The organism is Pseudoxanthomonas sp. GW835-FHT14C01, assembly GCF_058793715.1.
In genome coordinates this window covers 517,149-543,249 of the sequence record NZ_JBXAGB010000002.1, presented here as the reverse complement: position 1 = coordinate 543,249, position 26,101 = coordinate 517,149, and the positions used below count along the sequence as shown (strand labels likewise).

General features: G+C 68.3%; 25 protein-coding genes. 6 read left to right on the top strand and 19 right to left on the bottom strand.

The window, feature by feature from the left end; genetic code table 11:
• Window positions 1–21: 21 nt before the first annotated feature.
• The 10 genes from AC1Q5B_RS09200 to cyoA all read right to left on the bottom strand — a co-directional run bounded on the left by AC1Q5B_RS09200 (window position 22) and on the right by cyoA (window position 8,867).
• On the bottom strand, window positions 22–942 hold the full coding sequence (locus AC1Q5B_RS09200) for a sensor domain-containing protein (RefSeq protein WP_492631383.1): 921 nt from the start codon (window positions 940–942) through the stop codon (window positions 22–24).
• Window positions 939–1,304 (bottom strand): PadR family transcriptional regulator, encoded by a 366-nt coding sequence (locus AC1Q5B_RS09195; RefSeq protein WP_492631382.1) that lies wholly within the window; start codon window positions 1,302–1,304, stop codon window positions 939–941. Before AC1Q5B_RS09195 ends, AC1Q5B_RS09200 begins: the two co-directional genes overlap by 4 nt.
• 77 nt (window positions 1,305–1,381) lie before the next feature.
• Window positions 1,382–1,975, bottom strand: a complete 594-nt coding sequence (locus AC1Q5B_RS09190; RefSeq protein WP_492631381.1) for a DUF2878 domain-containing protein — start codon at window positions 1,973–1,975, stop codon at window positions 1,382–1,384.
• Between the two features lie 75 nt (window positions 1,976–2,050).
• A complete protein-coding gene (locus AC1Q5B_RS09185) occupies window positions 2,051–2,590 on the bottom strand; it encodes a response regulator transcription factor (protein WP_492631380.1) in 540 nt (179 codons plus the stop codon).
• Window positions 2,577–3,869 carry an ATP-binding protein gene (locus tag AC1Q5B_RS09180; protein ID WP_492631379.1) on the bottom strand — a complete coding sequence of 431 codons (1,293 nt, stop codon included), beginning with the start codon at window positions 3,867–3,869 and terminating at the stop codon, window positions 2,577–2,579. The genes AC1Q5B_RS09185 and AC1Q5B_RS09180 overlap by 14 nt, the downstream gene beginning before the upstream one ends.
• A 31-nt stretch (window positions 3,870–3,900) precedes the next feature.
• Window positions 3,901–4,698, bottom strand: a complete 798-nt coding sequence (locus AC1Q5B_RS09175) for an SURF1 family protein (protein ID WP_492631378.1) — start codon at window positions 4,696–4,698, stop codon at window positions 3,901–3,903.
• Window positions 4,695–5,099, bottom strand: a complete 405-nt coding sequence (gene cyoD, locus AC1Q5B_RS09170; protein ID WP_492631377.1) for a cytochrome o ubiquinol oxidase subunit IV — start codon at window positions 5,097–5,099, stop codon at window positions 4,695–4,697. The genes AC1Q5B_RS09175 and cyoD overlap by 4 nt, the downstream gene beginning before the upstream one ends.
• Window positions 5,099–5,731 carry a cytochrome o ubiquinol oxidase subunit III gene (gene cyoC, locus AC1Q5B_RS09165; protein WP_492631376.1) on the bottom strand — a complete coding sequence of 211 codons (633 nt, stop codon included), beginning with the start codon at window positions 5,729–5,731 and terminating at the stop codon, window positions 5,099–5,101. Before cyoC ends, cyoD begins: the two co-directional genes overlap by 1 nt.
• On the bottom strand, window positions 5,724–7,763 hold the full coding sequence (gene cyoB / locus AC1Q5B_RS09160; protein ID WP_492631375.1) for a cytochrome o ubiquinol oxidase subunit I: 2,040 nt from the start codon (window positions 7,761–7,763) through the stop codon (window positions 5,724–5,726). The genes cyoC and cyoB overlap by 8 nt, the downstream gene beginning before the upstream one ends.
• A 42-nt stretch (window positions 7,764–7,805) precedes the next feature.
• On the bottom strand, window positions 7,806–8,867 hold the full coding sequence (cyoA, locus tag AC1Q5B_RS09155; protein ID WP_492631374.1) for a ubiquinol oxidase subunit II: 1,062 nt from the start codon (window positions 8,865–8,867) through the stop codon (window positions 7,806–7,808).
• A gap of 156 nt (window positions 8,868–9,023) precedes the next feature.
• Here cyoA and AC1Q5B_RS09150 point away from each other — a divergent pair, with 156 nt between their 5' ends.
• Together AC1Q5B_RS09150 and AC1Q5B_RS09145 are read left to right on the top strand one after the other, a co-directional pair.
• Complete coding sequence (locus AC1Q5B_RS09150) at window positions 9,024–10,334, top strand: MFS transporter (protein WP_492631373.1); 1,311 nt, start codon at window positions 9,024–9,026, stop codon at window positions 10,332–10,334.
• A gap of 85 nt (window positions 10,335–10,419) precedes the next feature.
• Window positions 10,420–11,325: a peptidylprolyl isomerase gene (locus tag AC1Q5B_RS09145; protein ID WP_492631372.1), complete on the top strand. Its 906-nt coding sequence runs from the start codon at window positions 10,420–10,422 to the stop codon at window positions 11,323–11,325.
• A 95-nt stretch (window positions 11,326–11,420) separates the two neighbouring features.
• On the opposite strand, the gene AC1Q5B_RS09140 is transcribed toward AC1Q5B_RS09145, so the two are convergent.
• Window positions 11,421–12,293, bottom strand: a complete 873-nt coding sequence (locus tag AC1Q5B_RS09140) for a DMT family transporter (RefSeq protein WP_492631371.1) — start codon at window positions 12,291–12,293, stop codon at window positions 11,421–11,423.
• Between the two features lie 131 nt (window positions 12,294–12,424).
• Between AC1Q5B_RS09140 and AC1Q5B_RS09135 the strand changes: the two genes are divergently transcribed.
• On the top strand, window positions 12,425–13,369 hold the full coding sequence (locus tag AC1Q5B_RS09135) for a LysR substrate-binding domain-containing protein (RefSeq protein ID WP_492631370.1): 945 nt from the start codon (window positions 12,425–12,427) through the stop codon (window positions 13,367–13,369).
• Here the strand turns inward: AC1Q5B_RS09135 and AC1Q5B_RS09130 are convergent.
• Entirely contained in the window at window positions 13,366–13,716 is a 351-nt protein-coding gene (locus AC1Q5B_RS09130) for a GFA family protein (RefSeq protein ID WP_492631369.1), read from the bottom strand. The two genes, AC1Q5B_RS09135 and AC1Q5B_RS09130, sit on opposite strands and share 4 nt — an antisense overlap.
• Before the next feature lie 113 nt (window positions 13,717–13,829).
• Between AC1Q5B_RS09130 and AC1Q5B_RS09125 the strand changes: the two genes are divergently transcribed.
• Entirely contained in the window at window positions 13,830–15,641 is a 1,812-nt protein-coding gene (locus AC1Q5B_RS09125; RefSeq protein ID WP_492631368.1) for a DUF885 domain-containing protein, read from the top strand.
• A 286-nt stretch (window positions 15,642–15,927) separates the two neighbouring features.
• Here AC1Q5B_RS09125 and rraA read toward each other — a convergent pair whose 3' ends face one another.
• Entirely contained in the window at window positions 15,928–16,404 is a 477-nt protein-coding gene (gene rraA / locus AC1Q5B_RS09120; RefSeq protein ID WP_492631367.1) for a ribonuclease E activity regulator RraA, read from the bottom strand.
• Window positions 16,405–16,476: 72 nt separating this feature from the next.
• On the opposite strand from rraA, the gene AC1Q5B_RS09115 reads away from it, so the two are divergent.
• Window positions 16,477–17,301: a DUF72 domain-containing protein gene (locus tag AC1Q5B_RS09115; RefSeq protein WP_492631366.1), complete on the top strand. Its 825-nt coding sequence runs from the start codon at window positions 16,477–16,479 to the stop codon at window positions 17,299–17,301.
• Between the two features lie 9 nt (window positions 17,302–17,310).
• Here the strand turns inward: AC1Q5B_RS09115 and AC1Q5B_RS09110 are convergent, their stop codons facing one another.
• Window positions 17,311–18,612 (bottom strand): MFS transporter, encoded by a 1,302-nt coding sequence (locus tag AC1Q5B_RS09110; protein ID WP_492631365.1) that lies wholly within the window; start codon window positions 18,610–18,612, stop codon window positions 17,311–17,313.
• Window positions 18,613–18,878: 266 nt separating this feature from the next.
• Here AC1Q5B_RS09110 and AC1Q5B_RS09105 point away from each other — a divergent pair, with 266 nt between their 5' ends.
• On the top strand, window positions 18,879–19,826 hold the full coding sequence (locus AC1Q5B_RS09105; protein ID WP_492631364.1) for a DMT family transporter: 948 nt from the start codon (window positions 18,879–18,881) through the stop codon (window positions 19,824–19,826).
• Window positions 19,827–19,848: 22 nt separating this feature from the next.
• On the opposite strand, the gene AC1Q5B_RS09100 is transcribed toward AC1Q5B_RS09105, so the two are convergent.
• From AC1Q5B_RS09100 to AC1Q5B_RS09080, 5 genes are all read right to left on the bottom strand, one after another.
• The gene (locus AC1Q5B_RS09100) at window positions 19,849–20,271 is read right to left on the bottom strand and encodes a universal stress protein (protein ID WP_492631363.1); all 423 of its coding nucleotides are present in this window, start codon (window positions 20,269–20,271) and stop codon (window positions 19,849–19,851) included.
• A 93-nt stretch (window positions 20,272–20,364) separates the two neighbouring features.
• Window positions 20,365–21,435, bottom strand: coding sequence for a GGDEF domain-containing protein (locus tag AC1Q5B_RS09095; RefSeq protein WP_492631362.1), 1,071 nt, complete (start codon window positions 21,433–21,435; stop codon window positions 20,365–20,367).
• Between the two features lie 92 nt (window positions 21,436–21,527).
• Complete coding sequence (locus AC1Q5B_RS09090) at window positions 21,528–22,247, bottom strand: pseudouridine synthase (protein WP_492631361.1); 720 nt, start codon at window positions 22,245–22,247, stop codon at window positions 21,528–21,530.
• An 83-nt stretch (window positions 22,248–22,330) separates the two neighbouring features.
• A complete protein-coding gene (locus AC1Q5B_RS09085; RefSeq protein WP_492631360.1) occupies window positions 22,331–23,947 on the bottom strand; it encodes a sensor domain-containing diguanylate cyclase in 1,617 nt (538 codons plus the stop codon).
• A 174-nt stretch (window positions 23,948–24,121) separates the two neighbouring features.
• Complete coding sequence (locus tag AC1Q5B_RS09080; protein WP_492631359.1) at window positions 24,122–26,023, bottom strand: DEAD/DEAH box helicase; 1,902 nt, start codon at window positions 26,021–26,023, stop codon at window positions 24,122–24,124.
• Window positions 26,024–26,101 lie beyond the last annotated feature (78 nt).

The window sequence follows — 26,101 nt, the reverse complement described above, 5'->3', positions numbered from 1 at the left end:
TCCTGTGATGGTGGAGCGATCTCACACCACCGGCGTGCGCACCAGCAGGTGCTTGGCGAGCCAGCCGTGGAAGATGCCGACGACGCGCGCCAGGTGCAGGGTGGCGAACAGCAGGATGACGCCGACCACCGATGCCAGGGGCAACAACCACGGCGCCTCGGTGACGAGGTTCCAGTCGCCGAAGTTCATCACGTAACCATGGGGCAGGAAGAACGCCACCGGTGCCGCGATCAACCCCAGAGACAGCGCCAGCAGGGTGATGGCGACCGAGAAGTACAGCACGCCCAGCGGGTGCATCAGCAGCAGGTACAGCGTCGCCGTCCAAGTGCGTCCATCGGTGAACAGCTCTTTCAGGCGGGTGAGCCAAGGCTTGTCGCGCTGCGTGTACAGCGGCCGGCGCGGCATGCGCTCGCCGAGCAGCACTTCGACCACGCGGCCTTCGACCAGCGACAGCAGCCGCACCGACATCAGGAACAGCAGCAGCAGCGGGATGCCGACGATCAGGATCAGCAGGCCGATCGACAGGCTGGCGCCGGTGACGACCCAGGTGAAGTAGAACGTACCGGTCGCGAGCGACAGCAGCATGTAGAACAGCGCGCCATACGTGCGCGGATCCGCCGCGACGCCGAAGAACCGGCCCAGCACCGAGGTGCGCTTCCGCGGCACCGGCGGACGCAGCGCCTTGGCGACGGTGACCTCGGTGTCGCGGTAGATGTCGGCGACTTCCTCCGGCGCGCCGTAGCTGCCGGCGACCGAGGCGATCACCTCGGCTTCGGACTTGCCCGGGTTTTCCGCCAGCTCCGAGCGCAGGTATTCCTCCGCGTCGTAGACGGCGTCCTGGATCATCGCCTTGTCGGCGCCGGCCAGCGCGGCGCGCAGCTGATCGAGGTATTCCGGAATGGTGGTGGGCAGGCGGCTGCCCGCGACGGTGGTGGTGTTCATGCAGGAATCCCCTCAAGCACGGAATCGACGGAATCGCGGGTGGCGCGCCAGGCGGCGGCCCAGGACTGCAGGGTCTGCCGCCCTGCCTCGGTGATGCGGTAGTAGCGGCGCGGCGGTCCGGCGACGGAGGGTTCGACGAAGCTGTCCAGCAGCCCGCCGCCTTCCAGATTCCGGAGCACCGGATAAAGCGCGCTCTGCTTGCCGCTGAGCACGCCGTCACCGATGCGCTCCAGCTGCTTGGCGATCAGGTAGCCGTACAGCGGCTCGGCGGCACGGGACAGCACCGCCAGCAAGGCGAGCGACACCGTGCCGGCGCTGAGCTCTTTCTGGAACTTCTTCAGATGGATGTCGGGTTCGTTCATCGCCTTCCCCCTGCGGAACCACCGCTAGGTTGGAGACGATGCTATTGCGAAGTCTGATATAGCGAATGTGCCAGTAGTCATCCAATCCTTCGGCTGTGTCGCACGACGTCCAAGTCCCCCAGGGCACGCCCGTCAGGCGTCCGTCCGCCGTGCCTGTGCGCGGGCCACGCGCAGCAGCAGCGGCAGCGCGACCGTCCACGCGGCGGCGAGCCAGGCCAACCCATGCCACGCAGGCGGGTCAAGCGCACGGCGGCCCAGCCGTTTGCCGCGGCGAGGTAAGCCAGCGGCCCGCCGATGCCCCCCACCACCGCGCCCGCCCACGGACGCGACTGCAGCGCGCGCATGCCCGTGTCGAGCGTGACCGCCAAAGATGCCCACAAGGCCAGGATCCATGGCGGCGCCAGCAGGCCACCGAAGGCGGCGGCGCGGTAGACCAGCCACTCTTGCGCCGACGCCACGCCATCGACCAGCAGACCGCACAGCAGCGCCAGGGCCACCAGCCGCACTTCGTCCCGGCGCCGAGCGACCTTCAGCAGGTGCAGGCAGACGAAGACGGCGGCGGCCACCACGGCCGGCCAGGCATGGCCGCGTCCCGCGGCGATGACGGCAATGAACCAGACGATCTGGTTTCCCAGCAGGTTGAAGATCAGGCGCTTCGATTCGGGACGCATCGCGTCGTACCGGAGGGACGTGATGCAGGTACGCGACGCCGTGGCGGATGGATGCGGGCACGCGCCCGCGGACCGCTACTTGACCCGCCGCTTCTCGAGCTTGCGCGCCAGCGTGCGCCGGTGCAGTCCCAGACGGCGCGCGGCCTCGGAGATGTTGAAGTCGCTGGCAGCGAGCGCCTCGTGGATATGCTCCCACTCGAGGGTCTTGATCGACGTGGTGCGCGCGGTCAGTTCCACGTCGGCATCGCCGGCGGCACGCTGGAAGGCGGCTTCGATGTCGTCGGTATTGGACGGCTTGGCCAGGTAGTGGCGCGCGCCCAGCTTGATCGCCTCAACCGCAGTCGCGATGCTCGCGTAGCCGGTCAGCACGATGATGACCATGTCCGGGTCGAAGGCATGCAGGTGCTTGACGCTGGACAGGCCCGACGCGCCGGCGGCGAGCTTGAGGTCGACGACGGCATGGGTGGGCGCGAAGTCCTCCAGCAACGCCGGCATGCCCTCCTCCCCGGCGAGATGCCGCACCCGGTAACCACGGCGCTCGAACGAACGGACCAGCGTGCGCGCGAACGCCGCATCGTCCTCGACGATCAGCAGGCGGCGATCACTCTTGCTCATCATCGTCGTCCTCCTCGATAGCGATCGCGCCCAGCGGAAGCGTCAGCGTGACCATCGCCCCGCCCTGAGGCCGGTTCTTCGCCGTCAGGCTACCACCCAGCGTGCGCGCGACATTCACCGAGAGGAACAGGCCCAGCCCGCCTCCGGGCCGGCCCTTGCTGGTGTTGTAGGGCGTTCCGAGCTTCTGCAGGACGTCGGGCACGAAACCCGTCCCCGCGTCGCTGATCTCGATCACCAGCGTGTCGCCGTCGCTGCGCGCGTCCATCGCCACCCATTGCGGCGACGATTCCAGCGCGTTGTCGAGCACGTTGAAGACCATCTGCCGCAGACCGACGTCCGACACGATGTCCGGGTCCACATCGCAGCGGTTGCTGTAGCGGAACGACAGTGGATTGCGCGCCTCGCGCCATTCGGCCGCGAGGTCGTCCAGCATCGCGTGCAGCGTGGTCTCGGTCGGCGCCTCGGCGCGCGGTCCGCCGGCGGCCAGCAGGATGTTGGTGACGATGGACTTGCAGCGGGCCACCTGCGCCTGCATTTCCAGCACGTCGTTGTGCAGTTCGCCGTCGGACGCCATCGTCGGCAGGTGCTGCCAATCGCCCAGGATCACCGACAGCGTGGACAGCGGCGTGCCCAGCTCGTGCGCTGCACCGGAGGCCAGCAGGCCCATGCGCACGATGTGCTCCTCCTCGACCGCCCGCTGGCGCAATTCGGCCAGGCGCGCGTCGCGCTCGCGCAGGATGCCGCCGATGCGGGTGATGAACACCACCAGCAGGCCGGCGATCAGCAGGAAACACACCAGCAGCCCCTGCACGTAGTGGTCGGCCAGCCCGCGTGCCGGCTCCACGGCGAGTTCGATCGGCGTGCGGACCAGCGTCAGTCCGGTGACGCAGAGCGCGGCGGCGGCGGCGATCACCCAGCTCAGGGACGCGCGCAGCAGCACCGTGCCCAGCACCACCTGCAGCAGGTAGAGGAAGACGAAGGGATTGGTGATGCCGCCCGACAGGTACAACTGAATCGTCAGCGACGCCACGTCGACCAGCAGGCCGATCAGCAATGCGATGCTGGAGACATGCTCGCTGCGTCGCCACCACAGTTGGCTGACCAGGTTGAATAGGGCCAGCGCGGCCAGCACGCCGCACATCAGACCCAGCGGCAGCGCAATGCCGAGGCCGTAATGCACCACCAGAATGGTCGCCACCTGTCCCACTACGGCGATCCAGCGCAGTTGGATCAGCTGCTGCATGTTGCGCAGCCCTGCCCGGTCGCGGGAACTGCTCACGGTGGAGGTCCTGCGTGCGGGGCCGGCTACCTCATCCTGGCTCGTGGCTGCGTGCATGGTCGGGGTGCGTGCCTTTCCGGCGCCGATCATGGCGCAATCGGCGCTCCGACGCGACCAGATGGCCGCCGGCGAGCAGCGTCAGCAACGCCAGACCGAACCAGGTCAACGCGTAGGACAGGTGCGAATCGCGGAACTTCACCACCGTCAAGCCGCCGCGCGGCCAGTCGGGCGACGTCGCATCGCGATCCGCATCGATGAAGAACGGTGCGACCCGCCCCGCGGGGAGCCCCTGCTTCTGCGCGATGGCGGCAACGTCGCGCGAGTACCAGCGGTCCTGCTCCGGCACGTTGTGGCGCAGGAAGCCGCCCTCCGGTTCGCTGATGCGCAGCAGGCCCTGCACCGACACCTGGCCTGCCGGCGCTGGCGCAGTCGCAGCGCCGCTCGGCACGAAGCCCCGGTTCACCAGCACGTAGTCGCCCTCATCGGTCTGCAGGGGCTGCAGCACCCAGAAGCCGCCGCCGAGCTCGGTGACCGCCTGCGTGCGCGTTTCGTTGTCGGACACGAACCGACCCGTGACCGACACGCGCCGGTAGCTGTCGGTCGCGTCGCCGACGGCGGGCCACTGCGCACGAGGGGGTGCAGGCACGGCATCGGCGTGGATGCGCGCATCGACGCGGGCGATCAGGTCGTGCTTCCACGCCATCCGCTGCAGTTGCCAGATCCCCAGTGCGACGAATCCGCAGAAGGCGACCGCCAGCAGTGCGCCGAACGCGACCCGCCATCGCCTGCGCGGCGCATGCAGGGGGATCGCGGCGGCCGGATCGCTCACGGCAGGCTCTGCGCCGCTTCCTGCATCTGATGCATATCGTGCGTGCCGGGCATCATGTTGGTGTTCATGTTGTGCATGACCCACAGCGTGCCGATCAGCACGATCACCAGCAGGACCGCGGTGAAGATCAGCGCGAACAGGTTCCAGCCGCCTTCCGACTTCGGATTCATGTGCAGGAAGTAGACCATGTGCACGACGACCTGCACCATCGCGAAGGCCAGGATCACCAGCGTGGTGATGGCGGGCGTGGGCAGCACCTTGCCCATCACCAGCCAGAACGGGATCGCGGTGAGGATGACCGCCAGTACGAAGCCGGTCACGTACTCCTTCACGCTGACGTGCGGAATGCCGTCTTCGAGGAAATCGTCGTCGTGGTGCGAAGGGGAGGAAGGGTTGCTCATCACTGCACGCCCATCAGGTAGACGAAGGTGAAGACGCCGATCCAGACGACGTCGAGGAAGTGCCAGAACATCGACAGGCAGGCGATGCGGCGCGTGGTGGTCCGGTTCAGGCCCCACTTGCGTACCTGGAAGCACAGGACGACCAGCCAGACGACGCCGAACAGCACGTGCAGGCCGTGCGTGCCGACCAGCGTGAAGAACGCCGACAGGAACGCGCTGCGCTGCGGGCCCGCGCCGATGTGGATCAGGTGGTGGAACTCGTAGAGCTCGATCGACAGGAAGCCCAGGCCCAGCAGGCCGGTGACCAGCAGCCAGCCGATCGTGGCACGGCTGTTGCGCTTCATCATCGCCAGCATGGCGAAACCGTAGGTGATCGACGACACCAGCAGGATGCCGGTATTGATCGCGATCAGGTGCAGGTTGGGCAGGAACAGGTCGCGACCGGACGGGCCGGCGGCGTAGCTGCCGGAGAACACGCCGAAGGTCGCGAACAGGCTGCCGAAGATCATCAGGTCGCTGAGCAGGTAGATCCAGAAACCCAGCAGCGTGCCGTTCTCCGGATGGTGCCTGCCCTCGGTGTCCAGGAACACCGGCGAGCCGTCGGGTCGGGTCAGGGCGATGGACTCAGACATGGGCGTGCTTCGCGAGGCCTTGGTTCAACAGTGCGCGTTCCAGCTGTCCGGTGCGCGCCTGCTCGGTTCGCGCAACCTCGTCGGCCGGGATGTGGTAGTCACGGTCGCGATCGAAGCTGTGCCAGATCGCATAGACGATCGTCGCCAGCAGCGACACGCCTGCCAGCCACCAGACATGCCAGATCATCGCGAAGCCGCACAGGGTGCTCAGCACCGACAGGATGACGCCGGCGCCGGTATTGCGCGGCATATGGATGGCCTTGAACCCGTCGCGCGGACGCTGGAATCCCCGCTGTTTCATGTCCGTCCAGGCATCGGTGTCGTGCACGACCGGGGTGAACGCGAAGTTGTAGTCCGGCGGCGGCGACGAGGTCGACCATTCCAGCGCGCGGCCACCCCACGGATCGCCGGTGTGGTCGCGCAGCTGTTCGCGGCGGCGGAAGCTGATGTAGATGCAGTAAAGGAACGCGGCGATCCCGATCGCCACCAGCACGGCGCCGAACGCGGCGATCTGGAACCAGATCTGCAGCGACGGGTCGTCGAAGTGGCTCATGCGGCGGGTCACGCCCATCAGGCCCAGCACGTACAGCGGCGTGAACGCGAACCAGTAGCCGGCCAGCCAGAACCAGAACGAGACCTTGCCCCAGAAGTCGTCGAGTCTGAAGCCGAAGGCCTTCGGGAACCAGTGCGTCATCGCCGCGAACAGGCCGAACACCACGCCGCCGATGATGACGTTGTGGAAGTGCGCCACCAGGAACAGCGAGTTGTGCAGCACGAAATCCGCCGGCGGGACGGCCAGCAGCACCCCGGTCATGCCGCCGACCACGAAGGTGACCATGAAACCCATCGTCCACAGCATCGGCACCTCGAAGCGGATGCGGCCGCGGTACATGGTGAACAGCCAGTTGAAGATCTTCGCGCCCGTCGGGATCGAGATGATCATCGTGGTGATGCCGAAGAACGAGTTGACGCTGGCGCCCGAGCCCATCGTGAAGAAGTGGTGCAGCCACACCAGGTACGACAGCACGGTGATGCAGACCGTGGCGTAGACCATCGACGAGTAACCGAACAGGCGCTTGCCCGAATACGTGGACACGATCTCGGAGAACACGCCGAACAGCGGCAGGATCAGGATGTAGACCTCCGGGTGGCCCCAGATCCAGATCAGGTTGACGTACAGCATGGCGTTGCCGCCAAGGTCGGTGGTGAAGAAGTTGGTGCCGACGTAGCGGTCCAGCGTCATCAGCGCGAGCACGGCGGTCAGCACCGGGAACGACACCACGATCAGCACGTTGGTGCACAGCGCCGTCCAGGTGAACACCGGCATCTTCATCATGCCCATGCCCGGCGCGCGCATCTTCAGGATGGTCACCAGCAGGTTGACGCCGGACAACAACGTGCCGACGCCGGCGATCTGCAAGGCCCAGATGTAGTAGTCCAGCCCCACCCCGGGATCCTGGTTGCCCAGGTTGGACAGTGCCAGCCAGCCCGAGGTCGAGAATTCGCCCAGGAACAGCGACAGCATGACCAGCACCGCACCGGCGGTGGTCATCCAGAAGCTGAAGTTGTTGAGGAACGGGAACGCCACGTCGCGCGCGCCGATCTGCAGCGGCACCAGGTAGTTCATCAGGCCGGTGACCAGCGGCATGGCCACGAAGAAGATCATGATCACGCCGTGGGCGGTGAAGATCTGGTCGTAGTGGTGCGGCGGCAGGTAGCCCAGGTTGTCGCCGAAAGCCATCGCCTGGTGCAGGCGCATCATGATGGCGTCGGCGAAGCCGCGCAGCAGCATCACCAAGCCCAGCACCATGTACATGATGCCGATCTTCTTGTGGTCGATGCTGGTGAACCACTCGCGCCACAGCCAGCCCCACAGCTTGTACTTCGTGATCACCGCGACCAGCGCGAGACCGCCGAGGCAGGTACCGATGAAGGTCGTGGCGATGATCGGGTCGTGCAGCATGGGAATCGCGTCCCAGGCCAGGCGACCGGTGATCGGAGAATGCGTGACGGTGCTGGTATCGAAAGCCATCGGGCGAATCCGGTGAATCCAGTAGTGCGGCGGCGAAGCGCGTCAGGGCGCTTTCAGGCCGCCCGCGGTGGTGACAGGCGAAGCGAGGGCCGCCGCCTGCGCGGTCTCGACGGTGCAGAGGTCGGCGCGGACGAACGGACCAGCGGCGAGATTGCCGCGACGCGGACGTTGCAACGGGTCGGCGCTGTCCAGTCCACGCCCGCCCATCGCGTCGTAGGCCATCACCTGGTCCATGCACAGGCGGTCGGTGTCGACGCAGCGGTTGACCACCGCATCGAACAGGCCGGCATCGACGGATGCGTAGAGACGCGCCGGCTCGCGCGAACTCGGCACTTCGAGCTGCAGGTACTCGCCGCGGGTCAGCGCCTTGCCGCCCGCGCGGGCGGTTTCGATCCAGCGGTCGAAGCCTTCGTCGGTCAACGCATGGAAACGGAAGCGCATATGCGAAAAGCCCGCGCCGCTGTAATGCGACGAGAAGCCTTCGTAGTCGCCTTCCTTGTTCATCACCGCGTGGAGCTTGGTCTCCATCGCCGGCATCGTGTAGATCATGCCCGCCAGTGCCGGCACGTAGAACGCGTTCATCGTGGACGACGATGTCAGACGGAAGGTGATCGGACGATCGACCGGCGCGGCCATCTGGTTGACCGACGCGACGCCGTACTCGGGATAGACGAACAGCCACTTCCAGTCCAGCGCCACCACCTGCACTTCTAGCGGCTTGACCGCTTCCGGCACCGGACGCCCTTCGGCGATGCGGCCCAGCGGGCGATACGGATCGAGCAGGTGGGTACCGATCCACGTCACCGCACCCAGCGCGATGATGATCAGCAGCGGCACGCCCCAGATGACCAGTTCCAACTGCGTGGAGTGGTCCCAGTCGGGCTTGTAGGTGGCCTGCGTGTTCGACGCGCGGTAACGCCAGGCGAACCAGAACGTCAGCGCGATCACAGGAATGATCACGACCAGCATCAGCGCCGTCGCCACCAGGATCAGGTTGCCCTGGCGGGCGGCGATGTCGCCGGCGGGATTGAGGACCTGCAGGTTGCAGCCCGACAGCACGGCGGCGGCGGACATCGCCACGGCGGCCTGCAGGGCTCTGCGCATGAGGGACATGGGCGTGGGGCTTACGGATTGATCCGGATCAATGTAGTGCGCCGGCCCTGCGCGGAGTATTGGACGTTTTGTCCTATCGCGACGGCGGGTGCGGTCTGCGACCCTATGGGCGTACCTTTCCCGCAGTCCGACCCGGCAGCCCTTCCCATGGCGTCCACCAGCCCCACGACTTCCACCCACGACCACGGCACCAAGGCCCATGCCGATGTCGCCCCGGGCGAGATCGCCGTCGGTGTGGTCATCGGGCGCGCATCGGAATACTTCGACTTCTTCGTCTTCGGCATCGCATCGGCACTGATCTTCCCGTCGGTGTTCTTCCCGTTCGTGGATCGCCTGGAAGGCACGCTGTGGTCGTTCGCGCTGTTCGCGCTGGCGTTCGTCGCGCGTCCGTTCGGCACCATGCTGTCGATGAAGATCCAGGCCCGCTGGGGCCGCGGCCTCAAGTTGACGGTCGCGCTGTTCCTGCTGGGCACGGCGACCGCCGGCATCGCCTTCCTGCCCGGCTATGGCGCGCTGGGCGCGGTGTCGATCGCGCTGCTCGCGTTCCTGCGCGTGCTGCAGGGCCTGGCGCTGGGCGGTTCGTGGGACGGCCTGCCGTCGCTGCTCGCGCTCAATGCGCCGAAGGAGCGCCGGGGCTGGTACGCCATGCTCGGCCAATTGGGCGCGCCCGTCGGTTTCATCGTCGCCGCCGGCGTGTTCGCCTTCCTGTACGCCAATCTGGAAGAGGCCGATCTGCTGACGTGGGGCTGGCGCTATCCGTTCTTCGTCGCCTTCGCCATCAACGTGGTGGCGTTGTTCGCACGCCTGCGCATCGTGGTCGCGGACGAATACCAGGACAAGATGGGCGAACTGGAACTGGAACCCACCCCGGTCCGCGAACTGTTCCAGGCCAAGGGCCGCCACGTGGTGATCGGTGCGTTCGCCGCGCTGGCGAGCTATGCGCTGTTCCACATCGTCACCATCTTCCCGCTGTCGTGGATCCTGCTGTATTCGCAGCAGTCCGTCGTCAGCTTCCTGCTGGTGCAGATCCTCGGCGCCTTCATCGCGGCCGGGGCGATCGTGGTCTCGGGCCTGATCGCCGACCGCGTCGGCCGTGCGCGCACGCTGGGCGGACTGGCGGTCGGCATCGCGATGTTCAGCGGCTTCGCACCGACGCTGATGGAAGGCGGCCCGGTCGGCCAGAGCGCCTTCATCCTGATCGGCTTCGCCCTGCTCGGCCTGTCGTACGGCCAGGCGGCGGGCGCGGTCACGGCGAATTTCGGTCGCCGCTACCGCTACACCGGCGCCGCACTGACGTCCGATCTTGCGTGGCTGATCGGCGCCGGCTTCGCGCCGCTGGTGGCGCTGGGCCTGTGCGCCAACTTCGGCCTGTCGTGGCTGGGCGCCTACCTGCTGTCGGGCGCGCTGGGCACGCTGATCGCGCTGGGCATCAACCGCGCGAAGAACTACAAGACCTGATCGGCCGCGGCTCCGTCCTCGACAGAGCCGGCTACCCGCGCGCCGGGCGCACTACAATCGGGGCATCCCGTGCCCCGGAGTGTCCATGCGCCGTCTTCCGCTGCTGCTCGCCTGCCTGCTCGCCCTGCCCCTTGCCCACGCGTCCGAACCGCCAAAGCCGATGACGGCCAAGGAGATCCTCGACGCCTCGCCCGACGCGGACTGGCGCACGCTGGATCCGGCCAACACGCTGTACATGGACGTGCCCGGCGGCCGCGTGGTGATCGAACTGGCCCCGGCCTTCGCGCCCGAACACGTCGCCAACATCCGCACGCTGGCGCACGAAGGCTTCTGGAACGGACTGGCCATCTATCGCTCGCACGACAACTTCGTCGTGCAGTTCGGCGATGCCGATGCGGAAGACACCGCCAAGGCCAAGTCGCTCGGCACGGCGAAGACGAAACTGCCGGCAGAATTCTCGCGCAAGAGCGCAGGTCTGAACTTCACACGCCTGCCGGATGTCGATGGCTGGGCACCGCAGGTGGGTTTCGTCGACGGCTTCCCCGCCGCGCGTGATCCGAAGGCTGGCGACGCCTGGCTGACGCATTGCTACGGCGCGCTGGGCGCAGGCCGCGGCGGTCCGCCGGACAGCAGCAATGGCAGCGAGCTGTACGTCGTCACCGGACAGTCGCCCCGCCAGCTCGACCGCAACATCACCCTGGTCGGCCGCGTGGTGAAGGGCATGGAACTGCTCAGCGCGATCCCGCGCGGTCCGGAGCCGATGGGCTTCTACGAGAAGGCTGAAGAACGCACGCCGATCACCGCGATCCGCCTCGCCCGCGACGTGCCGGACAACGAACGCGTTCCGCTGCAGGTGCTGCGCACCGATTCGAAGACCTTCGCCGCCGCCACCGAAGCGCGCCGCAACCGCCGCGACGACTGGTACGTACGCACGGCGGGCCATATCGACCTGTGCAACGTGCCGCTGCCCGTGCGCGAAGCGAAGCGTTGAATCGATAGCCTCACTGTGGGAGCGACGTCAGTCGCGATGACGCTGTCCTGACGCCGTGATCGCGACTGACGTCGCTCCCACAACGGCCATCAGTCTTACGTCGCCCGCTGGCTCACCGCCACGCTGCCCAGGATCAATGCGCCGGCAGCCAGCATCGCCGGCGTGACCGGTTCGTTGAGGAACAGCCACGCGAAGCCCGCACCGAACAGCGGCACCAGGTACGTCACCGTCGCCGCGCGCGCGGGACCGATGCGGTGGATCAGCCGGTAATAGAGCAGGAACGCATAGCCCGTGCAGAGCACGCCGATGGCGATGGCCGCACTCCACGGACCGGCACCGATGGCGGCCGTCGGCCAATGCGTCGCCGCGAACGGCAGCACCAGCAGCGCCGCACAACTCAACGTGGCGGCGGCGGCCGCCGCCGGTGGAATGCCGGCCAGATGCTTGCGCACCAGGTTCACGCCGACCCCGTACAGCAGCGCGGCGGTCGCGCCCGCGACGACGGCACCGCCCACGCTCAGCCCACCCGCCTTGCTGGTCGCCAGGACCACCACGCCGATGAAGCCGACCAGCAGCGCCAGCGAACGGCGCAGGCCGATCTTCTGGCCGAAGAACAGGAAGCCGACCATCGCGGCGAACAGCACCGTCATCGCATTGCAGATCGCGCCGATCGCCGCCGGCGAGCGCTGCGCAGCCCAGGCGAACAGCAGGAACGGGATCGCTGAATTGATCGCCCCGATGATCGCGAGCGTCGGCCACAGCTCCGCGCGGAAATGCGCGCGCTCCCGCCACAGGAACGGCAGCAGGACGGCGGCACCGAGCGCGAGCCGCACTTCCACCAGCGCGAACGGACCGAACGGATTGGCGGCGATGCGCATGAACAGGAACGAGCCGCCCCAGATCGCCCCCAGGAGCAGCAACTCCAATGGCGTGCGCCAGTCGCGCCCCACCACGTGGGGCGGTGTCATGACGACGCTGTCTCCCTGTGCCATCGCGGCCGTCCTCGTTCGTGCCTGCGCCCATTCTGGCGGAAGCGGCATGGCCCACAAGCGCGTACCATGCGCGCGAGCCACAAATCTGGCTTGTGCCTGGAGCGATCATGAGCCTGCGCCCCGCCCTGCTGCCCGCCCTTGGCGTCTTCGCCGCTGCCGCCCGGCACCAGAACTTCGCCCACGCGGCGGACGAACTCCACCTCACCGCCAGCGCAGTCAGCCATCACGTGCGCAAGCTGGAAGGGCTGCTCGGGGTGGTGCTGTTCCAGCGCCATGCGCGCGGGGTGAAGCTCACCGCCGAAGGCCGGCAACTGGCGGACGCGGCCAATGCGGCGCTCGGCGACATCGACGCGGTGGCCTCGCATCTGCAACTGGCCGGCAGGACCACCACCCTGCGCATCACGACGCTGCACTCGCTGGCCTACTGCTGGCTGCTGCCGCGGCTCCCGCGCTTCTGTGCGCGGCATCCGGATATCCGCTTGCACGTGGATACCGGCATCGCGCTGACGCGTTTCGATGACGACGGTCCGGAACTCGGCATCCGCCACGGCCCCGGCCACTGGGCCGGACTCACTGCCCACCACCTGATGGACGACGAACTGTTTCCGGTCGCCTCGCCCGCGTTGCCGGGACTGGATGCCGTGCAGGAGCCGCGCCAGATCGCCCAACTGCCGCTCGTTACCGACCTCGCACTGCAGGGCTGGCGCGACTGGTTCCGTGCTGCCGGTGTACGCGGCCTGCGCCTGCCGCCGATGCACAGCTTCAACGACAGCACCGACGCGATGCGGGCGGCCGTGTACGGCGTGGGCGCGGCACTGGCGCGTCGCCATGTGGCGCAACCGTACCTGCAGCGCTACGAACTGGTGCGACTGCCGGGCCCCGCGCTGAAGGCCCGCTTCGCGTACTACGCCGTGCATCCCGCGCACCGGCCGCCAAGTGCGACCGCACAGGTCTTCATCGACTGGCTCAAGGAGGAAGCGCGCGACGCGCGCACGCCGCTGCCGCCGATGCCGGACGACTTCCTGGGACGGAACGCGCAGCGGGTGCGCTAGAGGCTGGCGCCGTCGTACGCCGTGACCTTGAGCGAAGACAGATCCAGGGCCGGCAGGCAACGCACGTTGACGGCGGCCATCTGCACACCGGTCTTCGGATGCGCGGCTTCGCCATACGGCGCAATGCCGCAGACCGCGCAGAAATGATGCTGGATGTGATGCCTGTTGAACGTGTAGGTCGACAGGTCGCCTTCCGGCGTCTTGAGCACCAGTGCCTCGCGCGGCGCGAACCATAGCAGGCCGCCGCGGCGGCGGCACAGCGAGCAGTTGCAATCGATGACGTCGGCGATGTCGCCCTCCACCTCGAACGCGATGCGCCCGCAATGACAGCTTCCTTCGTGCTTCATGACCGCGATTCCGGGACCGGGGGCGCCAGCGTATATCGAATGGCACAGGCCCGGGCATGACCTTCGGCCTATGCTGCCGGCTCCGCCCCATCATGCACCGCAACAGGACTCCCATGCGCAAGACCCTGCTCGCCGCCGCCCTGCTGGCCTCCCTGTCCGCCTGCCAGAAGAGCGAAGCGCCCGTGGCCACCCCCGGCGCGGTATCCGCCGCCACGGCCGCGGATACCGCCAAGGCCGACGCGGCCTTCGCCGACCTGTCCAAGCGCGCGCTCGAGGGCTGGCTGCAACTGTCGCCGGTCAGCGCCACCCAGATCGGCGAACACCGGTACGACGGCGAACTGGACGACCTCAGCGCCGCCGGCCGCCAGAAGGGCCTGGATTTCAGCAGGAAGACGCTGGGCGAACTGGATGCGATGGACGTCGCGGCGCTGTCGCGCGAGAACCAGGTCGACGCCGCCATCCTGCGCAACCAGCTGCAGTACGACATCTGGACCGCGGAAACGCTGCAGAGCTGGGCCTGGGACCCGCAGGTCTACAACAACGTCGCCGGCGGTGCGCTCTACAACCTGATGGCGCGCGAATTCGCCCCGCTGCCGGAGCGCCTGAAGTCGGCGACCGCGCGCATGCAGAAGATCCCGGCGCTGCTGGCGCAGGCGCGCGAGAACCTCGACCCCGCGCGCGTGCCGAAGATTCATGCCGAGACCGTCGCCAGGCAGAACGCCGGCATCCTCAGCATCGTCGAGACGTTCATCGCACCGAACCTCAAGGATCTGCCGGAAGCCGACCGCCAGCAGGCGGAGGCCGCGATCGACGGCCTGAAGAAGGCGGTCGCCGAACACCAGGCGTGGCTCGACAAGACGCTGGTACCGAACGCGAAGGGCGACTTCCGCATCGGCCAGACGCTGTACGACCAGAAACTGCAGTTCGCCCTGCTGTCGTCGCTGTCGCGCGCGGACATCAAGCAGCGCGCGGAAGGCGAGTTGAAGCGCGTGCGCGAAGCGATGTACGGCATCGCCCGCACCGTGCTGAAGGACAGGCCCGGCGCGCCGGCGCTGCCGGACACGCCGACCGCCGACGAGCAGCAGAAGGCCATCGAGGCGGCGCTGGAACTGGCTTACGCCGAGCGTCCCGCACGCGACAAGGTGGTGCCGGATGCGGAAGCGGCGCTGGCGCAGGCCACCGAGTTCGTCCGCAAGCACGATCTGGTCACGCTGCCCGATGCGCCGGTCGAGATCATCGAGATGCCGGAGTTCCAGCGCGGCGTCGCGGTGGCTTACTGCGATTCGCCAGGCCCGCTCGACAAGCACCTGAAGACCTTCTACGCCGTCTCGCCGATCCCGGAAGACTGGAGCCAGCAGCAGGTCGATTCGTTCCTGCGCGAATACAACAGCCGGATGATCCACCTGCTGAGCATCCACGAAGGCACGCCGGGCCACTACCTGGAAGGCTGGCACTCGGCCAAGTTCCCGTCCACGCTGCGCGCCGTGCTGCGCTCGGGCATGTTCGCCGAAGGCTGGGCGGTCTACACCGAGAAGATGATGTCCGACGCCGGTTACCTGGACAACGATCCGCTGTTCCACCTGGTGCAGATGAAGTTCTACCTGCGCACGATCGCCAACGCGATCCTCGACCAGGGCGTGCAGGTGGATGGCTGGACGCGCGAGCAGGCGATGGACCTGATGGTGCGGCAGACCTTCCAGCAGGAGCGCGAAGCCGCCGGCAAGTGGACGCGCGCGCAGCTGACCTCGGCGCAGCTGCCGACGTACTTCGTCGGCGTGCAGGAGCACTTCGACCTGCGCAAGGCCGCCGAAGCCAAGCAGGGCGCGCAGTTCAACCTGAAGGCCTACCACGACCAGGTGCTGTCCTACGGCGCCCCGCCGGTGCGCTTCGTGCGCCAACTGATGCTGGACGAACCGATCAAGTGACGTCCCGGTGTGCGCGCAGCGCGCCTTTGCCGGGACGTCATCCCCGCGAACGCGGGGATCCAGTGGCTTCCGGCAACTCGACCACCCCGTAGAGCGGAGCTTGCTCCGCTGCTACACCAACAAGCAGCCGAGCAAGCTCAGCTCTACGTAAAGCGGAACAGCGCGCCTGTGCGGGGACGCAACACACGCGCAGGCGGCGCGGGCAGTGACTTCCGGCACCGCCAACGTTCTTGTAGAGCCGAGCTTGCTCGGCTACGCGCAGAAAAGCAGCGGAGCAAGCTCGGCTCTACGCCAGGCGCGCGTGGGCGACCAGCACGCCATTGGCATCCGCATAGATCCAGTCGCCCGGCGTGACCGAGACACCGGCGAACGATACCGGCACGTCCACCTCGCCCAGACCACGCCGGTCCGTCTTCATCGGATGCGCGGCCAGCGCCTGCACGCCCAGCGGCAGCGTGGCCAGCACCTCGACGTCACGCACGCAACCGAAGATCACCAGGCCGGACCATCCGTTCTTCACCGCATTCGCCGCAATCAGGTCGCCCAGCAGTGCGCGCGTCAGCGAACCGCCCCCATCGACGACGATCACCCGGCCCTCGCCCGGCGTCGCCGCAAGTTCGCGTATGCGGGAGTTGTCGTTGAGGCACTTCACCGTGACCGCCGGACCGGCGAAGCGCGCCTGCCCGCCGAAGCCGCGGAACACCGGTTCGGCCACCTGTACATCGGGAAACTGGTCGCAGAGGTCGGGCGTGGTCCAGGACATGCGGCATCTCCGAGGGCGCGGGCTGACCGCATGGTAACCCCGGCGCTGGGCGCTCCGGGCTATGCTCGGCGCATGGACGACTTCTTCGCCTCCGCACCTCCGGCTCCCACCGACGGCATCCGCGTCGGCATCGGCGGCTGGACCTATGCGCCTTGGCGCAGCAACTTCTATCCGTCCGGGCTGGTACAGCGGCGCGAGCTGGAATACGCCAGCCGCCAGCTGACCGCCATCGAGATCAACGGCACCTACTACGGCGCGCAGAAGCCGGCGACCTATGCGAACTGGCGCGACCAGACGCCCGACGGTTTCGTGTTCTCCGCCAAGGCACCGAAGCGCATCATGCAGTCGCGCTCGCTGGCGTCGACGCAGGCGCAGGTGCAGGACTTCGTCGGCGGCATCGCCGAACTCGGCGCACGCCTGGGACCGCTGGTGTGGCAGTTCGAATCCGGCCGGCGCGTCGATGCCGACGAACTCGATGCCTTCCTCACGCTGCTCCCGCGCGAGATCGGCGGACGACCGTTGCGGCATGCGCTGGAAGTCCGCGATCCAGCGGCGGTGAATGCCGATCTGATCGACCTCGCGCGCCGCCACCAGGTCGCCACGGTCTTCACCGATTCCACCGACCATCCGTCCTTCGCCGACCTCACCGCCGATTTCGTCTATGCGCGGCTGATGCGCTCGCAGCCGATCGACACCGGCTATCCGCCGAAGGAACTGGCGCTATGGGCCGAGCGCGCACGCGCCTGGTCGCGCGGCGAGGACATCGCCGGGCTGCCGCATGTGGGCGAACCCGCACCGGCGCTGCCACGACGCGACGTGTTCGTTTACTTCATCAGCAGCGCGAAGGAACGCAATCCGGCTGCGGCGATGGAACTGATCCGCCGGCTGGGCGCGTAGCGCGGCGGATCAGTAGCGCAGCGGCCGCTTCACCAGCACGTAGACCGCCACGGCCACGCCGACCGCACAGGTGAGCGCCACATAGTGCGCGGGCGCGAGGACGCCCATGCGTTGCGACAGCCAGCCGATCAGCGGTGGCGTCACGCCGCCGAACACGGCATACGCCACGTTGTACGAGAACGACAGCCCGGAGAAGCGCACCGCCGGCGGGAACGCCGCCACCATCAGCGCCGGCGTCACGCCGGTCACCCCGCAGCAGAAGCCGGCCAGCGCATACCAGGCCACGAACTGATCGTGGTGGCCGGCGACAAGCGCGCCGTACAGCGCATAGGCCGACACGCCCAGGCCTAACGAGCCGATCAACAGCGCGCGCCCCACGCCGATCCGGTCCACCGCCCAGCCTGCGGCGAGGCAACCGAACACCAGCGCCAGCGTCGCCAGGCTGTTGCCGCGGAACGCGGTCGCGGCATCGATGCCGAATCCCGTCTGCACCAGCGTCGGCGTCAGCAGCACGACCACCACGATGGCCGCGGTCAGCTGCCACGAGGCCAGCATCGACAGCACCACCGCCGGCCGGTGCGCGGCCAGCACCTGCTTCACCGGCAGCTGCCGCGCCAGCTGCCTGCGTTCGCGCATCTCGACGAACACCGGCGTTTCCTCCAGCCAGCGCCGCAACCACACCGCGATGAAACCGAACACGCCGCCCAGCACGAACGGCAGCCGCCAGAGGCCTGCCTGCACTTCCGCCGGGCTGTAGTTCGCATTGATCCACGCGGCCAGCAGCGAGCCGATCAGGATGCCGGCCGTCAGCCCCGCGGTCAGCGTGGCGCAGGCGATGCCGACGCGGCGGCGCGGCACGTGCTCGGCCACGAACACCCACGCGCCCGGCACCTCGCCGCCTACCGCGATCCCCTGCACCAGCCGCATGACCAGCAGCAACACAGGCGCCAGTACGCCGACCTGCGCGTAGGTCGGCAGCAGGCCGATCAGCAGCGTGGGCACCGACATCATGAAGACGCTCAGCGTGAACATCCGCTTGCGCCCCAGGCGGTCGCCGAAGTGCGCCATCACGATGCCGCCCAGCGGCCGCGCCACGTAGCCTGCGGCGAAGATGCCGTACACCTGCAGCTGGGCCAGCCAGGGTTCGGTCCCCGCAGGGAAGAACAGCGCGCCCAGCGCCTTGGCGAAGAACACGAAGACGACGAAGTCGTAGAACTCCAGCGCCCCGCCCAGCGCGGACAGGCCCAGCGTCTTCGCATCCCGTCGATTGAAGGGTCGTTGCAGCGGGTGCGACGCGTCGCCGGTGCTCATGCGGGAATCCTGCGGCTCGGTACGGCCGTGGCGCGCGAACATCGCATGGCAAGCGATAGGCGTCCAGCCTCGCCTCCCGCTCCCTGCAGGAGCGACGTAAGTCGCGACCGTTCCCTTGCCGGGCAATGGAGCCCCATCGCCGGCAGCACATGCGCTGCCATACCTGTCTGGTGACGGTCGGTTCGCGGTCGCGACTTACGTCGCTCCAACAAGGGAAGGCCGCGCACCCATCGCCAGCCGCGCAAGGCTTCGGCGACAATGCACGCATGCCGATGACCCCGACCGCCAAGGCCCAGCTGCAGATCCACCTGTGCGTGCTGCTGTGGGGCTTCACCCCCATCCTGGGCAAGCTGATCAGCCTGTCCGCGCTGCCGCTGGTGTGGTGGCGCATGCTGATTGTCGTCGTCGCCCTCGCCTTCCTGCCGCGGGTCTGGCGCGGGCTGCGCGCGATGTCGCCGAAACTGGTGCTGGCCTACTGCGGCATCGGGGTGATCGTGGCGCTGCACTGGCTGACGTTCTACGGCGCGATCAAGCTGTCCAATGCCTCGGTGGCGGTGACCTGCATCGCCCTGGCGCCGGCCTTCACGTCGGTGATCGAACCGTGGCTGACGCGGCGGCCGTTCTCGTGGCGCGAGCTGCTGTTCGGCGTGGCCGTGCTGCCCGGCGTGGCGCTGGTGGTCGGCGGCATTCCCGACGGCATGCGGCTGGGCGTGCTGGTCGGCGCGATCTCGGCATTGCTGGTGGCGGTGTTCGGTCCGCTCAACAAGCGCCTGATCGACCATGGCGAACCGCTGACCATCACCGGGCTGGAGCTGGGCGCCGGTACGCTGCTGCTGACCCTGCTCGCGCCGCTGATGCCGATGCTGTTTCCCGCCTTCGCCGGCGACCTGTTCGTGCTGCCCGGCCTGCGCGACGGCGCACTGCTGGTGGTCCTGTCGCTGGCCTGCACGCTGCTGCCGTTCGCGCTGTCGCTGGTCGCGCTGAAGCACCTGAGCGCGTACGGCGTGCAACTGGTGACCAACCTGGAGCCCGTCTACGCCATCCTGCTGGCGATCGTGCTGCTGGGCGAACAGCGCGAACTGACGCCGCTGTTCTACCTGGGCGTGGGCATCATCCTGGCCGCGGTGTTCCTCCATCCGCTGGTGCAGCGCCCGAAGCGCATCGAACATCCGGAAATGCTGGGTACGTCCGAGGCCAAGAACATCGTCGACTGAAACGCCCGCACGCGGAAGCCGCTCAGCGCGCGACCAGCACCGGCACCGGGCTCAACGCGATGACCTTCAGTGCGACCGAGCCGACGAACAGCTGCTTCAGCGCGCCGCGGCCATGCGTGCCGACGACGACGAGGTCGGCCTTCGACGCCTTCGCCTGCTTGACGATGCTTTCTGCGGGCTCGCCCACCAGATAGGTCTCCCGGAACGGCAGCCGCGCGCGCTTGAACGCGGTGCGTGCTTTCTTCATCGCGTACGCGGCGTTCTCCGCGTGGTAACTCACCACGCCGTCCTTGCCCAGATTCAAGGCGACCGAGCGCAACAGCGGCGGATCGGCATAGAACAGGGTGATGTCCGGCGGTTCCGCCAGCGCCGCACTGAAGTCGACCAGCTGCCGCACGGCGGCCAGGCCGACCTCGCTTCCATCCACTGCCACCAGGATCTTCATCGTCGTGCTCCGCATGCAGGGCGAGCGCACGATGCGCCGCCGACACGGGCACGATGCGTCCGCGGGTCGCAGCGCGCATTGATCGCGATCAATTCAGCCGGCGGCGACCACCCGGTCGCGACCGCTGCGCTTCGCTTCGTAGAGGGCCTGGTCGGCGCGCCGGAACAGGGTCTCTGCGGTATCGTCCCGCAGGCGGGCGGACAGGCCGATGCTGACCGAAACCGGCAGGCCGATCGGCAGCAGGCCCACGCTCTGCCGCATGAACTCGCACTGCAGGCGGGCCTCCTCCAGCGTGGCGCCCGGCATCAGGATCACGAACTCCTCGCCGCCATGGCGCGCCGCCAGGCCGCGGCCGGCCGCCTGCGACTTGAGCATGTCGGCCAGCGCCACCAGCATGCGGTCGCCCTCGTCGTGGCCGTGGAGGTCGTTGACGGTCTTGAAATGGTCCACGTCGAGCACCGCGACGGCGAGCGGCTCGTCGCTCTGCGCGGCCTTCCGCATGGCGCCGTCGAGCGCGGCGGCGAAGGCGCGCCGGTTCGGCAGACCGGTGAGCGGATCGGTCTTCGTCTGCTCGGACAGGTCGGCGTTCTGCTGTTCCAACTGGTCCTGGTACAGCTGCATCTGCTGCTCGTACCACGCGCGCTCGTGCAACTGGTGGCGGAGCTGCTTGCTGACGCGGCGCAGTTCGAGCAGTTGCACAACCTGCCGCGACAGCGCGTCCAGCGCTTGCAGCTGGAACGGCGCCAGCTCATGCGGCTTGTCGTCCACCACGCACAGCGCGCCCAGGGCGAAACCCTCCTGCGTCACCAGCGGTGCACCGGCATAGAACCGGATGCCGTTGGCCGCGGCCACCAGCGGATTGCCTGCGAAGCGGTGGTCGCGGGTCGCGTCCGGGACCACCGTCGCGGCGGTCGGATCGAGCACGGTGTGCGCGCAGAACGAGGTGTCGAGCGAGGGATCCGGACGTTCCATGCCGACCTGCGCCTTGAACCACTGGCGGTCGCGGTCGATCAGCGTGACCGCCGCCATCGGCACGCCGCAGATGCCGGCGGCGATGCGGACCAGGTCGTCGAACGCGCGCTCGGGTTCGCTGTCGAGGATGTCGAAGCTGCGCAGCGCAGCCAGGCGGGCTTCTTCGTTGTCGGGCTTGGGCGGTCGACTCATGCCCGGGAGCGGAAGGAAGGGACCGCGAAAGTATGCCTGCAGTCGCGGGCAGCGGAAGCCACCTGGGCAGGGACTGACGTCACGCTATGGGCTCACCAGCTCTCCTGCTGCGGCAGCAGGCCGCGCAGTTCTTGGTCGGTGAGGTTGCGCCAGCGCCCGGCCTTCAGGTCGCCGAGCCTGACGTTGTCGATGCGCACGCGACGCAGCTGGGTGACGCGGTAGTCGAACGCCGCCGCCATCAGGCGGATCTGCCGGTTGAGGCCCTGCGTCAGGGTGATGCGGAAACCGAACTTGGCGATCCGGCCGGTCTTGCACGGCAGCGTCATCTGTCCGTGCACGCGCACGCCGCGCGCCATGCCACGCAGGAACTCGTCGGTCACCGGCTTGTTCACCGCCACCAGGTATTCCTTTTCGTGGCGGTTCTCCGCGCGCAGGATCTGGTTGACGATGTCGCCGTTGCTGGTCAGCAGGATCAGTCCTTCCGAATCCTTGTCGAGCCGGCCGATCGGGAAGATGCGCTGCTCGTGGCCGATGAAGTCGACGATGTTGTCCTTCACCGACGACTCGGTGGTGCAGGTCACGCCGACCGGCTTGTTCAGTACGATGTAGACGTGCTTGCGCTTGCCGGCCTTCACGGCGCGCGCCTTGACCGGCTGGCCGTCGACGCGCACGTCGTCGCCCTCGCCCACCACGGCACCGACGCCGGCGGCGATGCCGTTGACGGTCACGCGGCGCTCGGCGATCAGGCGGTCGGCCTCGCGGCGGGAACAGAAGCCGGTCTCGGCGATGTGCTTGTTGAGGCGGGTGGTCATGCGGCCATTATCCGGGATCGGCCGGCCGGCGTGCGCATCACGTGCCGCAAGGGCAGCGGACGCCCGCGCGCGAATGTGCCGCGTCAGAGCGCGACGTCCTGCGCTTCGGCATCCACGACGCGGTCGCGTCCCGCGCGCTTGGCCCGGTACATGGCCTCGTCGGCGCGCCGCAGCAGTGAGGCGGCGTCCGTATCCTCCTGCACCAGGGTGTCCAGGCCGATGCTGGCGGTGACGGTGAGCCCATCGATACCCAGTCCCGCACCGGCCGCGCTCACCTGGTTGCGCATGGCCTCAAGGCGCGCGCGCGCGGTCGCGCCCCCGATGCCGGGCAGCAGCACCAGGAACTCCTCGCCGCCCATGCGGATGACGTCCGCCGGATCGCGCACCGCCGAGGTCAACGTCGCCGCGACAGCGACCAGCACGCGGTCGCCCGCCGCGTGCCCGTGCACGTCGTTGATGCGCTTGAACAGGTCGATGTCCAAGAAGCCCACCGCCAGCGCGTCATCGACGGCACGCGCCTCGCGCATGTGCTGCTCCAGCCGCTTCAGGCCGGCGCGCCGGTTCGGCAGGCCGGTCAGCTCATCGGTATCGGCGAGTGCGCGCATCTCGTCGCGCTGGCGGCGCAGCTGCCCCAGCCGCAGGTTCAGCACGTAGGCGCTGACAGTCAGGAACCAGGTGATCGAAAGCTGGATCGCTTCCACCCGGTACTCGATCAGCAGGCGGTTGTCGGCCAGGTCCATCGCCGCCATCGCCAGGAACGGAAGCACCGCGGCCATCGCCGGCACGGCGTCGGCGCGATGGCGGCGCAGCAAGGCCAGTCCCAGTGCGAACACCACCACGCATCCCATCACGAAGCCGCTGTCCATCGCCGTGGCCAGTTGCGACAGGCCGGCGGTCGGCAGCCACACCGTCGCCACGCCCAGCGCGCAGAGACCGGCGGTGAACCACGGCAGCCAGCGCTGCGTCGTCGGCCAGAGGCGTGCGCCACCGACCAGCAGCCACATCACGTACAGCAGCACCGGCAGTCCCAGGCACGAGAACGCCACCAGCCAACGGCTTTCCTGTCCATCCACCGGCAGCCACGGCTCCGGATAGCCGCTCAAGCCGCTGAGCACCGACTGCCCCAGCACGCTCAACGCGCACAGCAGTGCGTAACCGAGGAAGACGCGATCGCGGGTGCTCAGGAAACCCATCAGTGCCATGAAGGCCAGCGCGATGGCGATGGCCACGCAGGCCGTGCGCACCAGCAGGCGCGCGGTATCGAACTGCTGTACCGGACTCGGCGCGCCGATGCGCACCGTCGGGATCCAGCCCGGCTTGAGCGGCTTTTCCCACGCGACCTGGATCGGCTCGCGATTGCCCGCCGGAGGCACCACCACCATGCCCACGCCGGCGCGGAACCGCGAGTCGCGCGTGCGCGCATCGTGCATGCGCCCACAGATCTCGCGGTCGCCGTGGTGCACGCGCACTTCGCCGGCGAAGATGTTGAACACGTTGATCGCCTGCGGCGCGCCCGACCAGCCGGCGGGCGGCGCGGGAATCTCGACGCGTTCGGTCAGTTCCGCCTGCATTTCGGGCGTGCAGTGACGCTGCGGGGCCTGTTCGGACGTGGGCGCGCCCGTCACCAGGTAGTCGCGCCCCTGCTGCGGAGCGGCCAGCGCCGGGCACGACAGGGCCACGAGCAGCCACAGCCACCCCATGATCCCGACGATTCGCCCCCTGCTCCGCTTCACTGACACTCCGGTACGTCGCCGCTTCCCGACCTCCGGTGCGCTGGCTTACGTCTACGAAATGCAATTTCCATGCCACGCCCGACGCGGTTGCGTCGGCGTCCCTTGTCTCCCGGCGCGCTGACGCCGGTGGACGTCACCCGGTCACTCGCGCGGCGGCCCCTTGCGGTGCGGCTTGCCCGCGCCGAACGGCTTGTCGCCGCGCGGCTTGCCCTTGCCCGGTCCACCGAACTTGCGCGGCGGTGCGGCGCCCGCACCGGCACCGCCGCCCTCGCCCGGCTTGTGGATGCGCAGCTGCTGGCCGGACACCCAGACCTTCTTCAGGTGCATCAGCACTTCGCGCGGCATGCCTTCCGGCAGGTCGAGCGTGGTGTGGTCGTGCTGGATGTCGATGCGGCCGATGTAGCGGCTTTCCAGCCCCGCTTCGTTGGCGATCGCGCCGACGATGTTGGCCGGCTTCACGCCATGCGCATGGCCCACCTCGATGCGGTAGGTCTCCATGCCCACGTCCGGCTTGTCGCCGCGCGGCGGCTTGTCGGCGCGCGGCCGATCAGTGTCGGGGCGCTCGATGCGCGAACGCTCGGGCTTGTCGAAACTGCGCGCGGGACGTTCGCCCTGGCTATCGTCGCGACGGGGACGGTCGTCGCGCTCGCGGCGCGGCGCGTTGCCGTAGGTTTCGCTGCGGGCCGGACGCTGTTCGCGCGGCGTGCGCTCCTGCGACAGCAGCAGCGGCGTATCGCCCTGCACCAGCTGCGCCAGCGCGGCGGCGATGTCGACCGCCGGCACGTTCTGCTCGCGTTCGTAGCGTTCGATCAGCGCACGGAACTCGCCCGCCTTGCCCGACGCCAGCGTGTCGGTGATGCGCGCCAGGAACTTCTCCACGCGCCGGTCGTTGACCGCCTCGACGCTGGGCAGCTGCATCTCTTCGATCGGCTGGCGCGTGGCGCGCTCGATCGACCGCAGCATGCCCTTCTCGCGCGGGGTGACGAACAGGATCGCGTCGCCGGCGCGGCCGGCACGGCCGGTACGGCCGATGCGGTGCACGTAGCTTTCGGTGTCGTACGGAATGTCGTAGTTCAGCACGTGGCTGATGCGCTCCACGTCCAAGCCGCGCGCGGCCACGTCGGTGGCGACCAGGATGTCGAGCTTACCGTCCTTGAGCTGCTGGATGGTCTTCTCGCGCGCCGCCTGCTGCATGTCGCCGTTGATCGCCGCGGCGGCCAGGCCGCGGGCCTGCAGCTTGTCGGCCAGCTCCTCGGTCGCCGCCTTGGTGCGGGCGAACACGATCATGCCGTCGAACGGCTCGACTTCCAGGATGCGGGTCAGCGCATCCAGCTTGTGCATGCCGCTGACCCACCAGTAGCGCTGGCGGATGTTGGCCGAGGTGGTGGTCTTGGAGGCGATGTTCACCTCCACCGGATCCTTCAGGTAGGTCTGCGCGATGCGGCGGATGGCCGGCGGCATGGTCGCGGAGAACAGCGCCACCTGGCGGGTTTCCGGCGTCTTCTTCAGCACCGTCTCGACGTCGTCGATGAAACCCATGCGCAGCATCTCGTCGGCTTCGTCCAGCACCAGCGTGGTCAGGCCGGACAGATCGAGCGAGCCGCGCTCGAGATGATCGATGACGCGGCCCGGCGTGCCGACGACGACATGCACGCCGCGCTTCAACGCCTGCAGCTGCGGGTAGTAGCTCTGCCCGCCGTAGATCGGCAGCACGTGGAAGCCGGGGATCCTGCCGGCGTACTTCTGGAACGCCTCGGCCACCTGGATGGCCAGTTCGCGGGTGGGCGCCAGCACCAGCGCCTGCGGACTGCCGGCGCTCGGGTTGATGTTGGCCAGCACCGGCAGCGCGAACGCGGCCGTCTTGCCAGTACCGGTCTGGGCCGTGCCCAGCACGTCGCGGCCGGCCAGCATGGCCGGGATGGTGGCCGCCTGGATCGGCGACGGGGTCTCGTAGCCCACCGCCGTGACGGCGGCCATGACGGGCGCCGGCAGGCCGAGATCGGCGAACAACAGGGGGGCGGACAAGGGGGATTCGGTAGACATGCGGACACTCCGGGGCGTCGCGGAGCCGCACGCCGAGCCGCATATTGTGCGCCTTCGGGGGCCTCCTGTCGCGTTGCA